Source organism: Candidatus Dadabacteria bacterium (genome assembly GCA_026706695.1).
Taxonomy (GTDB): domain Bacteria; phylum Desulfobacterota_D; class UBA1144; order Nemesobacterales; family Nemesobacteraceae; genus Nemesobacter.
This window is the reverse complement of the sequence record JAPOYE010000113.1, coordinates 1-10,810: the sequence shown is the minus strand read 5'-3', so window position 1 is coordinate 10,810 and position 10,810 is coordinate 1. Positions and strand designations below refer to the sequence as shown.

The window sequence follows — 10,810 nt, the reverse complement described above, 5'->3', positions numbered from 1 at the left end:
CATCGGCATAAGCATTGATGTCATCACTGTTCACAACCACCATTGGCATGTCACTGATCTACCGTAAACCTATCTTATTTCCCCTTTTTCATCAAGGGCGAAAACCCTGCTTTACTTGCTTAGTCCAAAAAAAATCCTTTCAGGTAAACTACAGGAAACGTAGGTCGCAATGACAAAGTTCCGCTTCTTTTTCATAGTATACGCGTTAATTCCGGCTTCTCTTTTTTCAACCCCACTTCTCGCAAAAGAAGATACGTACAGAGGCCTTTCCGACTTCGCAAAGGCCCTGAACCTTATAGAGAAAAACTATGTGGAAGAGGTTTCCTCCGAGCAACTGACCCAAAGCGCCATAAAAGGCATGTTCGATTCCCTTGATCCCTACTCGGTTTACCTTTCATCCGAGGGCTTGAGGAACCTTGAGATAGGAACTATGGGGGAATTTGAGGGCATAGGAATCGAGATTACGGTGCGCGACGGGTTTTTGACCGTGATATCTCCGATTGAAGGAAGTCCTGCGCAGGAAGCCGGCGTGAAATCGGGAGACGTGATCATCTCTATAGATGGAGAAAGTACCGAGAAGACCAACATAGTTGACGCTCTGGACCGCATAAGGGGCAGAGAAGGAACTAAAGTTGATATCGTTGTCAGAAGGGGTGGAACCGAGGAAACCCATAAGTTCACCATCACAAGACGGATAGTGAAACTTAGAAATGTCGAGTCCAAGTTAATCGAAAAAGATATAGGTTATATAAAGCTATCGCAGTTCCACAGGGATTCTGCGGATGAGTTTCTCAGTTCTTACAAGGGACTTGAGGAGGAAAACGGTGCGAAGCTCGGAGGACTTGTGCTTGACCTCAGGAACAACCCCGGAGGATTGCTTGAACAGGCGCTTGCGCTTAGCGACATGTTTCTGGATAAAGGGCTTATCCTGAACGTGAAGGGAAGATCTGAACTGACTTCGAAGGAGTATTTCGCCAGGGAGGGGATGGATATACCGACCAATCACGTTGCCGTAATCGTAAACCGGGGGAGTGCGAGTGCTTCCGAAGTTCTTGCCGGAGCACTTAAAGACAGCGGCAGGGCGAAGATAGTCGGTACGAGAACATTCGGCAAGGGTTCAGTTCAGTCTGTAATAGAACTTTCGGGGGAAACAGGAGTGAAGATAACCACGGCGAGGCTTTTCACCCCCAAGGGGATTTTGATAGATGACAAGGGCATAGAGCCTGATATTTTTGTTGAAAGCGGCGACAAGGATGCCCCCTCGGACCCGCAGCTTGCAAGGGCGTTGGAAACTGTAAAGCACATGTGAGGAGATAGGAGCTTGAGTCAGAAGAAGCGGACGAGAAAAAGACAGTCTACGGCAAAAACCGGCGATAAAAAACGCACGGCAAGGCTTACCCACGCAGTTCTGGTCCTAGTTTTCTTTTTCGCCTTTTCGATTTTCGGCCTCAAGCATATCGAAAGATTTTTTGACGGATGGTCACCCCGGGAGGCTACGCCTACTGCGACGGATAAGATTGAGGAGAAAGAGCCCCGGCGTCCGGGAGTCGTCCTCATAATAGATGATTTGGGCAATGACAAGGAGTCGATTGACAGAATACTCAGGATCAAACAGCCGCTTAACTTAGCCGTGCTTCCGCATCTTCCTCATTCCCTGTACGCTGCGCGCGCTGCTTACCGCGGGGGAAAGGACGTGATTCTCCACCTTCCCATGGAGCCCAAGTATGCCTCCGGTTATACGGCCGATGACGCTGGAGAAGGAGTCTTGCTGCTCGGCTTCTCAATGGACCAGATGAGGGAGGAGCTCAGGAGAAACATCATGGCCGTCCCCAACATAGTTGGAGTCAACAACCATATGGGCTCCAAGTTCATGGAGAATGAAGAGCCGGTAAAAACAATAATGCGGGAACTGAAGGCTAGGGATCTTTACTTTGTTGACAGTCTTACGACCCCCGACTCCCGCGGATACAGCGTAGCGAGGCGGCTTGGAGTAAAGGTGCTTAAAAGGGATGTTTTTATTGACCAGAGCGAGCGGGGCAAGGAGTATACTATGAAGCAGCTTTGACCGCTTGGTAAGGATCGCTGAGAAAAAGGCATAGCGGTAGGTATAGGCCATCCTTACCCGCAGACAATAGATGCTCTTGCGGAGTATATGCCCAAGATTGAAAAAAAGGTTGAATTTATAAAAATATCGGCGGCCGCTTTGAACTGAAACGGTTGCGGAGAAATCACCTGAAAGAGGATTGTCATGGGACTTGTGGATGAAATCAGAAACAGGCGGGATTCTTGGAACAGCAGACTGGAAGAGCAGAGGGTTTCCCAGGAGCCCTACGACCATGAATTCGAGAAAGGAAACGCCCGCAGAATCGAGGAAGAGATAAGAAAGAACCGTGAGATGGTTGGAAAATTCCCGCTTCTGGAAAAACAATCGAAATAGTCGGCGGGAAAGAGCGGTCGGCGGGTGATTTGACAACCTTTTTTTTATCCTTTAGGATTTTCACCCCCATGAGTATGGAGGTTTTGATTTTTTGCCAGGAATAACAGTAGGTAGCAGCGAAAGTATTGACAGCGCTTTAAAAAGGTTTAAGAAACAGGTTGAAAAGGGTGGGGTTCTTTCTGAAGTAAGGAAGAGAGAATACTACGAAAAACCGAGCGAAAAGAAAAAAAAGAAGCTGTTTGCCGCCAAAAAGCGCAGTTCAAGTAGGAAAAGAAGGTAAACCGTCTCAATTTGCATGGTTTTCACCGAAAGTTATTTCTGAAGGCCCCCCCCCCGATTAAGCCGCTTTGAATGAAGAACTCTTCTTTCACATCAGCGATAGCGGATATAAAGGCAAAGCTCAGCATAGTAGATGTCATACAGGGCTTTGTTTCCCTTAAAAAATCTGGAAAGAACCATATCGGGCTCTGCCCGTTCCATGACGACAACAACCCTTCCATGCACGTAAATGATGAGAAGGGTTTTTTCCATTGCTTCAGCTGCGGAGCCGGAGGAGATGTATTCGGCTTCCTGATGAGATACAGCAATATAAGTTTCCCCGAAGCCTTAAAAGAACTTGCGCAGAAAGCTGGAGTCAGGCTCCCGGCTCCGCGTCCGCGCACCAAAAGTGAGAAGAAAAAAGAGGCCACTTCGGCGAGATTTTTTGAGATAAATTCTCTTGTCTGTTCGTTTTACAGCAATAACCTCCGCAGTTCAGGAAAAAACTCCGCGCGGGCTAGAGAGTACCTAGAATCAAGGGGAATCAGCTCGGAGATAATCGAGGAATTCAAACTCGGCTTTGTCCCCGACAGATGGGATGCCGCCGTGAAATTCGCTTCAAAGAATAATATCGGTGTCAAGGAACTCGAAGAGCTTGGTCTTGTCGTTGCGAGGGAGAGCGGAAGCGGGCACTATGATCGGTTTCGAAACAGAATTATTTTTCCCATAACCGAGATAACAGGACGAATTTGCGGTTTCGGCGGCAGAACCCTGAGCGAGGACGAATCCAAACAGCCGAAATACATGAATTCCCCTGAATCCCCTGTTTTCGACAAAAGGAGCGTTCTTTACGGACTTTACCACTCGAAAAGTGAAATCGGAAGAAAACGGAAAGCCGTTTTGGTTGAAGGCTACATGGACTTCATAAAACTCTACGCAAATGGAATACGCAATGTGGTTGCCACATTGGGAACGGCCTTTACGAATGAGCACGCCAGATTTCTGCGACGTTTCTGTGAGGAGGTGGTGATTGTCTACGACGGTGATACCGCTGGGATACGTTCCGCCGTCCGGGCCGGAGAAATTCTTCTTGAGCAGGGGATTTCTTCAAGTATTTGCCGTATTCCCGATGGCCTCGACCCCGATGATTATCTGGAGGAGTACGGACCTGAGAGTCTCGCCGAGCTGATCGCGGCCGCCGTTGATGTCTCAGATTTTATTATTGACGACACTTTCGCAAGGTACAGGGAAAAGAAAATGTCTTCCGGAGAGTCGATAAAATTTCTTGTGGACTTGGTTTCAAAAATAAAGGATCCGGTCCGCAGGGCTGAAGCTGTTTCCAAGGTAACGGGGCTTTTCGGGATAAGGGAGTCTGAGTTTCTCTCTCTGGTAAAAACCTCGAATCCGGGAAGAAACCGCGGGTCGCTCGCACCGACGACCTTGATTCCGGAAAAAAGCATTCACGAGAGAGAAATTGTGAGGATACTGCTTAAATTTCCCTACCTGATGAGCGCCGAAAAGATTGAGAATATTGGTAGGCATTTTGAAAATGGCGATTTAAAGGTTATCCTCAAACGTGTGGGTGAAGGGGAGTTTACCGAAGTTTCCTCCCTGATGAGTTCTTTTGAGAAAGTCGAGATGCAGCAACTGCTGAGCGAGTTAGTTTTTTCTTCGGATGATTTGATAGACGACACGACTTCGGAGAAAATACTAAACGATTGCGTGAAGGAGCTTGAACTGAGAAATATAGCTTTTAAGCGTAATGAAGTAATAGAAAGAATCCGCAAGCAGCGTGATTCTTCGGATAAAACCCTTGAAAGAAAACTTGTTGAGCAATACAGGGATCTGGTGAGTATGGAAAAGACCATAAGAGGAACTGCAAGTTGAATCCAAACGACGAGACTAACGGGTTGAGGAGCGAAATCGACGGGCAGGACGAAGGGGAATTCTCTGAGTCCGCACAGAATTTTCAAAATGCCCCGCCTGATTCTCGAGCGGAAGATAAGCTCAAACACGTAAAGAGCAATGATTCCGACCAAGACCCTATAAGATCGTACATTCTCGCTATTGCGCAGCACTCCCTCCTTTCCAAGGAGGAAGAGGTTGAGATAGCAAGACAGATTGAAAAAGGCAAAAAAATAATCGCGAGAATGATAATAGAGAACCCCTTCATGATGAAAAAGGTTCTCAAGCTCGAAGAAGAGATAAAAGAAGGGGCACTCGGTGCGGGCTACCAGGGCGAGGACATGGAATCCCCCGCTGACGGCGAAGCATATAGAAACTCCGCAAGGAACTTTCTTTCAATCAGAGAACTTTTTGCTGAGACCGAAGAACTGAGAAAAAAACTTGATACTCCAACTCTTTCAGATACCGAAAGAGCCAAGATCTCTAAGCAAATCAGAAAGAATAACGAACGGACCGTAGAACTTCTTGACGAAATCGATTTTTCCTCTACGCAGGCCAACAGGATATACAACTTGGCCGTCGAATATGTGGACAGGATTGAGGGCGGGGATTGTGACTGCATGATGGATGGTTCAGACGATTCGATTGACAATGGTTCGAAATCTGAATATTCCGAGGAGGAAATCGCTTCTCTTAAAAAGGTGCTTAGAAGGTTTGAAAGAGCAAAGAAGGCTACCAAAAAAGCCAGAAAAACACTTATCGAATGCAACCTTAGACTTGTAGTCAGTATAGCGAGAAAATACGTTAACAGAGGATTGCCGTTTCTCGACCTGGTTCAAGAAGGCAATATGGGGTTGATGAAAGCGGTTGAAAAGTTCGAACATGGAATGGGATACAAATTTTCAACCTGCGCCACATGGTGGATAAAGCAAGCAATTACACGCGCAATAGCCGATCAGGGAAGTCTTATAAGGATTCCCGTTCACATGACCGAAAATATAAACAGGCTAAACAAGATCTCGAGATCCCTGATGCAGAAATTAGGGAGGGAACCCAGACCGGAAGAAATAGCCGAGGCAATGGATATACCTCTTGATAAGGTCTTGAAAATCATGAAGGTGTCACGTGACCCGATTTCTCTGGAGTCCCCGATTGGCGAGGACGACTGCAGGCTAATGGATATTATTTCGGATCCGGCTTCCACTTCTCCGCTTGACATGCTCGAAACCAAAGAATTGAACCGGATCATGCGCAACGCGCTCTGCACCAACCTCAGCAACGGGGAGGAAGGAGTTGTTAAAATGCGTTTTGGTATAGATGAGGACAAGGAATATACCCTTGAAGAAATAGGAAAAAAATTGAACGTTACCCGCGAGAGAATAAGGCAGATCGAGGTAAAGGCCATTAAGAAGCTCAAAAGGTTCGGAAGAGCTCTTCCAATACGGGGTTTTAATACTGACTGATATTCTAGCTTGACATTATCTTTTTCAGTGGTAATTTCTTTTTTCTAGGGTGGCTATGCTGAAGGGGAAGCACCCGGTCCCATCCCGAACCCGGAAGTTAAGTCCTTATAGGCTGATGATACTGCTCCTTTCAGGAGTGGGAAAGTAGGTGGCTGCCCTTTTTTCTTCCCTTGCTTTCTCAAGTTTCCGGTGCCTGCGATGTCAAAGACCAACGTTGCCGTGTTTGTTTCCGGAAGCGGAACAAATCTTCAGGCGGTGATAGATTCCGGCATAGAATCCGCAAATATAGCCGTGGTTGTCTGTGATACTCCTGGAGTCATGGCGATTGAGAGGGCTAAGAAACAGGGTATTCCTGTGGAACTCGTAAACAGCAGGGATTTTGAATCAAGGGAAGAGTTCGAAAGACAGATAGTCGCGAAAATCGACAGATATGACATAGGCCTTGTCGTGCTTGCCGGGTTTATGAGGATACTTACTCCTTATTTCTTACGCCGTTTCGCGAACCGTATCATCAACATTCATCCTTCCTTGCTTCCTTCTTTTCCGGGAACAAATTCAGTAAGACAGGCACTTGACTACGGAGTGAAAAAGACGGGTTGTACTGTCCACTTCGTGAGAGAGGAAGTTGACTCGGGTCCCATTATTCTTCAGGCTGTTGTTCCGGTTACGGAGGAAGATACGGAAGAGACTCTGCTTGAGAAAGTCCATACTGAGGAATACAGGATACTGCCTGAAGCTATAAGGCTTTTCTGTGAGGGGAAACTGACTCTCAGTGGAAGAAAAGTCCTGATTTCCTTCTGAGATCCGAGAAATCTCTAAATGCTTCTTCCAATGGCTTCGGCAACGGGGGCAGCTTTTTGCATCAGGTTTTTGAATGTTTTCGGTTTAAGCGACTGAGCCCCGTCACTAACGGCGATCTCCGGGTTGTTATGAACCTCGACAATTACTCCGTCCGCTCCGGCGGCTATTGAAGCTAAAGTTACCGGAATTACGTACTGCCAGTAGCCGGTTCCATGGCTAGGGTCGGCGAAAACAGGCAGGTGGGTCTTTTCCTTGAGTACCGGTATAGCGTTCAGGTCGAAAGTATTTCTGGTCGCAGTCTCAAAGGTCCTTATCCCGCGTTCGCAGAGCATTACGTTACTGTTGCCCTCTGACAGTATATATTCTGCGCACATGAGAAATTCGTTTATGGTTGTTGACATCCCCCGTTTTAGCAGGACGGCCTTTTTTGATTTGCCGACATGTCTTAAAAGTGAGTAGTTTTGGGAATTTCTCGCTCCGATCTGAAGCACATCTGCGTATTCCTCGACCAGTTCAAGGTCATCCGGGCTCATTATTTCGGTTACTATGGGCAGTCCGGTCACTTCTTTTGCCTTGATGAGAAGTTCCAGTCCCTCTTTTCCAAGACCCTGGAAAGAATAGGGAGAAGTTCTGGGCTTAAACGCCCCGCCTCTGAGCATTGACGCCCCTGAATCTTTTATGGAAGCTGCAATTGTCATTATCTGTTCTTCGCTTTCAACCGAGCACGGTCCTGCGATTATGGGGATATTCCTGTCCCCTACTGTAACGCCTTCCACATTAAAAACGGAGGTTTCATCGTTCACTTCTCTGCTTGTTAGCTTGTAGGGCTGAAGCACAGGAACGACCTTTTCGACTCCCTGTAGCTGTTTGAGAACGTCGAGATCATGCGGCTTTCCTCTATCATCTCCGACCACTCCGATGACAGTCCTGAGAATTCCCTCGATTGGATGCGGCGAATAGCCAAGTTCCTTTATAACGGATTTGACCTTGTCTATATCTTCCTTGGTTGCCCTTTGCTTCATTACTACTATCATTTAAAAAACCTCCATATTTTGTGCGGAACGGACAAACTTAATACATAGAACATTCTTAATGTCAATTATAATGTTTTTACATATCGACGTATTGAGCTTGTTTGCTAGGGAAGATTTAGAAAAACGGCACTGAATATCTTTTGCGAGGCTTCCCTGAAATGTTTTTCGAATTTCGTTTCTGTTTCTTCTCTTCGAGCCTCGATGAAACCGGGTGGAGGGTGCACGGGACGGAACAAGCGACTTCTTTTGAATTCGGACACTATCTGCTCAATGTAGCTCAACTGATCGGTCTTTATTACGGTTCTCCCGCTTCTCGTAAGCACTTTTGCCAGGCAGCTTATAAATTCCCGGTTGAACATTCTGTGTTTTGAATGTTTTTTCTTCGGCCAGGGGTCGGGGAAGTTCACCAAGACAAGATCAAACATTCTTTCTCTGAAGACCTGTCTGAGTGCGATCTCAGCCTCAACGTGGAGGAATTTTAAGTTTTCCAGGGAGAGCTTTTCCGCAGCACGCACCGCTTTTCGGAACCTTCCTCTCTTGATCTCGATACCAAGGTAGTTTCTGCTTGCGTCGCACTGCGCTGCGTTTATGAGAAATTCTCCTTCTCCAAAGCCAATCTCAAGTATTAGGGGTTTTTCGTCGCAGAAGATGTCTTTTTTGCCGATGGGAAGCGAAAACAAAGAGATGTCCACCGCGGGGCCGGTTAACTTCATTTTCCGTGTCAGGATCTAAAAGCGGAAGTTATGGTCTGCTCCCCGATCCTTATTCCGTAATCTCCCTCATGTTCTTTCATCTTGCCTATGCACTCGGGAAGCGACATTTCTATCTTGCCTTTTCTGGCTTTCTTGTCGATCTTCATGACGTCGATTATTTTCCCCACGTTTACCCCGCGTGGAGGCTCAGTAGGAAGTCCCGCTCTTTGCAGAAGAAGGGTGAGCCTGCCCTGTTCTTCTTCGTTCCACCCTGTTTCCCCGAGAGCGATTTTTCCCTCAATTACCATTCCCGCGGAAATCGCTTCTCCGTGGGAGATTGTATAGTCAGATAGCTGCTCGATTGCGTGGCCGACCGTGTGTCCGAAATTAAGGATTTTCCGCAGGCTCTGCTCCTTTTCGTCCTTCTCGACCACTTCCGCTTTGATCCTACAGCTTGTCTCTATCACCTCGAGCAGTGTAGCGTTGTCGAATTCGTAGATTTTCTCGATATTTGCTTCTAGGTACTGGAAGAAATCCTCACTCCTTATTACACCGTATTTAATTATTTCGGCGAGTCCCTCCGCGAGTTGCTTCGGTTCGAGGGTTTTAAGCATGTCTGTGTCCACATACACCCGCCATGGTTGATAGAAGGAACCGATGAGGTTTTTTCCGTGAGGGGTATCTACAGCAGTTTTTCCTCCCACCGAACTGTCAACGCAGGCAACTAGGCTTGTCGGCACCTGAACGCAGGGTACTCCCCTCATGTAAGTGGCGGCTACGAATCCTGCTATATCTCCCACGACCCCGCCGCCGAGTGCTACGACCGAAGAGTCCCTGCCGAATCCCGATTCGAGCATCCTGTCTTCTATGAAGGACTTGATTTCTCTGGTTTTGCTTTGCTCTCCCGCCGGAAAAACAATCATACTGACTTCTGGGAGCACTTCCCCAAGATCGCTCAGAAGTTTTGCTCCATAGAGATCCGCCACGTTTGAATCGGTTACTAGGGCATGGGAATGAGCTATGGATGCCTCGACCAGATCGCCGGCAATCTGGCTCAGAAGACCTTGGCCGATCAGGATTTCATAGGAATTATCTTCGTTTGACCTGACTTTGACTTCTATCTTTTTCAATTTTTACCCCGGCATTTTAAGTAGGGACCAGACCGGGTGGGGGGAAAGAGCCTCGGCCCCCTTGAGTCCCGTGAGTTCTACAAGAAAGAGGTACCCGGCGACGCTTCCGCCTAGTTCTTCCACTAGGCGCCCGGTACTGTGCGCCGTTCCCCCCGTGGCCAGAAGATCATCGACGATCACTGCCCTGCTTTTACCGTTTATCGCGTCTTTGTGAATTTCCAGAACGTCTTTTCCATACTCAAGATCATATGAAACGCTTGCGGTGTCGCTTGGCAACTTGCCGGGCTTCCTCACTAGGATCAATTCTTTTCCAAGCTTATAGGATAAGGCGGAAGCGAAGATAAAACCTCGGCTCTCGGGCGCGACAAATGAGGTTATCTCCTTACCGGCGAGGATTTCCGCCATCATGTCAACGGATTTTTGAAAAGCTCCGGCGTTTTTAATCAGCGTGGTTATATCGTAGAAGAGTATTCCCTTGCTCGGGAAATCGGGAACGCGTCTTATGTAACTTCCTATCTCTTCCAGTGCCATTTCTTTTTGCTTGTTCGGGGAGGTTTTCATCAGGCCCTTTTCCTGAGGGAGGATAGCTCAAAGGCTGTTCTCACTGCTTCTTCCGGGGTTTCGCATTTGATAATTTCCTCAGAGACATCCCAGGTGTCAAGCCCGATAACCGGAATTCCGGACTTAAGTGCGAACGATATCTCCGACAGGGTGCCGAAACTGCCTCCAATGGCGATTATGGAATGACTTGACTTTGCTACTATCACGTTTCTTGCTTCACCCATCCCTGTAACTATTGGTATGTCGATGAATCTGTTGGCCAAGGAGGCTTCGGGGCCGGGGAGAATCCCGATTGTGGTGCCTCCGGCTGATTTTGCTCCTCGGCACGCGGCTTCCATAACTCCTCCCATTCCGCCGCAAAGCAGAAAAGAATCTCTTTTGGCAATAAGAACTCCGACCTCTTCCGAAGTTCTTTTTTCCTTCTCACTTGCGTTAGCTGCTCCGATTACTCCTATGATCGTTTCCATTAAAGTTTCACCGTGCTGCGTTTAACAAGCTTGTATAAAACAGTTAGAATCACAGGTCCCAA

At 47.5% G+C, this 10,810-nt stretch carries 11 protein-coding genes, 1 rRNA gene and 1 pseudogene; 8 read left to right on the top strand and 5 right to left on the bottom strand.

Features of this window, described 5'->3' with window-relative positions; all coding sequences use genetic code 11:
* Positions 1 to 169 precede the first annotated feature (169 nt).
* The 8 genes and pseudogenes from OXG10_08895 to purN all read left to right on the top strand — a co-directional run bounded on the left by OXG10_08895 (position 170) and on the right by purN (position 6,864).
* Positions 170 to 1,309: a S41 family peptidase gene (locus tag OXG10_08895; protein ID MCY3827469.1), complete on the top strand. Its 1,140-nt coding sequence runs from the start codon at positions 170 to 172 to the stop codon at positions 1,307 to 1,309.
* Positions 1,310 to 1,321: 12 nt separating this feature from the next.
* Positions 1,322 to 2,212 (top strand): annotated as a pseudogene (locus tag OXG10_08890) (divergent polysaccharide deacetylase family protein).
* Between the two features lie 36 nt (positions 2,213 to 2,248).
* Positions 2,249 to 2,437, top strand: a complete 189-nt coding sequence (locus tag OXG10_08885) for a hypothetical protein (GenBank protein ID MCY3827468.1) — start codon at positions 2,249 to 2,251, stop codon at positions 2,435 to 2,437.
* Positions 2,438 to 2,528: 91 nt separating this feature from the next.
* Positions 2,529 to 2,717, top strand: a complete 189-nt coding sequence (gene rpsU, locus OXG10_08880; GenBank protein ID MCY3827467.1) for a 30S ribosomal protein S21 — start codon at positions 2,529 to 2,531, stop codon at positions 2,715 to 2,717.
* Between the two features lie 71 nt (positions 2,718 to 2,788).
* On the top strand, positions 2,789 to 4,582 hold the full coding sequence (dnaG, locus tag OXG10_08875) for a DNA primase (protein ID MCY3827466.1): 1,794 nt from the start codon (positions 2,789 to 2,791) through the stop codon (positions 4,580 to 4,582).
* Positions 4,579 to 6,063, top strand: coding sequence for a sigma-70 family RNA polymerase sigma factor (locus OXG10_08870; GenBank protein MCY3827465.1), 1,485 nt, complete (start codon positions 4,579 to 4,581; stop codon positions 6,061 to 6,063). The genes dnaG and OXG10_08870 overlap by 4 nt, the downstream gene beginning before the upstream one ends.
* A 45-nt stretch (positions 6,064 to 6,108) precedes the next feature.
* A 5S ribosomal RNA gene (gene rrf, locus OXG10_08865) occupies positions 6,109 to 6,224 on the top strand.
* 37 nt (positions 6,225 to 6,261) lie between these two features.
* Positions 6,262 to 6,864, top strand: coding sequence for a phosphoribosylglycinamide formyltransferase (gene purN / locus OXG10_08860; protein MCY3827464.1), 603 nt, complete (start codon positions 6,262 to 6,264; stop codon positions 6,862 to 6,864).
* A 14-nt stretch (positions 6,865 to 6,878) separates the two neighbouring features.
* On the opposite strand, the gene aroF is transcribed toward purN, so the two are convergent.
* From aroF to OXG10_08835, 5 genes are all read right to left on the bottom strand, one after another.
* Entirely contained in the window at positions 6,879 to 7,898 is a 1,020-nt protein-coding gene (gene aroF / locus OXG10_08855; GenBank protein MCY3827463.1) for a 3-deoxy-7-phosphoheptulonate synthase, read from the bottom strand.
* A 104-nt stretch (positions 7,899 to 8,002) separates the two neighbouring features.
* Complete coding sequence (trmB, locus tag OXG10_08850) at positions 8,003 to 8,611, bottom strand: tRNA (guanosine(46)-N7)-methyltransferase TrmB (GenBank protein MCY3827462.1); 609 nt, start codon at positions 8,609 to 8,611, stop codon at positions 8,003 to 8,005.
* An 8-nt stretch (positions 8,612 to 8,619) separates the two neighbouring features.
* Complete coding sequence (gene aroB, locus OXG10_08845) at positions 8,620 to 9,720, bottom strand: 3-dehydroquinate synthase (GenBank protein MCY3827461.1); 1,101 nt, start codon at positions 9,718 to 9,720, stop codon at positions 8,620 to 8,622.
* A 3-nt stretch (positions 9,721 to 9,723) separates the two neighbouring features.
* On the bottom strand, positions 9,724 to 10,251 hold the full coding sequence (locus OXG10_08840; protein MCY3827460.1) for an adenine phosphoribosyltransferase: 528 nt from the start codon (positions 10,249 to 10,251) through the stop codon (positions 9,724 to 9,726).
* A gap of 29 nt (positions 10,252 to 10,280) precedes the next feature.
* A complete protein-coding gene (locus tag OXG10_08835; protein MCY3827459.1) occupies positions 10,281 to 10,748 on the bottom strand; it encodes a TIGR00725 family protein in 468 nt (155 codons plus the stop codon).
* Between the last annotated feature and the right edge of the window lie 62 nt (positions 10,749 to 10,810).

Excerpts from the sequence above, each read along its gene's own strand:
- OXG10_08895 (MCY3827469.1), top strand. The coding sequence starts at position 170 with ATGACAAAGTTCCGCTTCTTTTTCATAGTATACGCGTTAATTCCGGCT.
- OXG10_08885 (MCY3827468.1), top strand. The coding sequence starts at position 2,249 with ATGGGACTTGTGGATGAAATCAGAAACAGGCGGGATTCTTGGAACAGC.
- dnaG (MCY3827466.1), top strand. The coding sequence starts at position 2,789 with ATGAAGAACTCTTCTTTCACATCAGCGATAGCGGATATAAAGGCAAAG.
- purN (MCY3827464.1), top strand. The coding sequence starts at position 6,262 with ATGTCAAAGACCAACGTTGCCGTGTTTGTTTCCGGAAGCGGAACAAAT.
- aroF (MCY3827463.1), bottom strand. The coding sequence starts at position 7,898 with ATGATAGTAGTAATGAAGCAAAGGGCAACCAAGGAAGATATAGACAAG.
- trmB (MCY3827462.1), bottom strand. The coding sequence starts at position 8,611 with ATGAAGTTAACCGGCCCCGCGGTGGACATCTCTTTGTTTTCGCTTCCC.
- OXG10_08840 (MCY3827460.1), bottom strand. The coding sequence starts at position 10,251 with ATGGCACTGGAAGAGATAGGAAGTTACATAAGACGCGTTCCCGATTTC.
- OXG10_08835 (MCY3827459.1), bottom strand. The coding sequence starts at position 10,748 with ATGGAAACGATCATAGGAGTAATCGGAGCAGCTAACGCAAGTGAGAAG.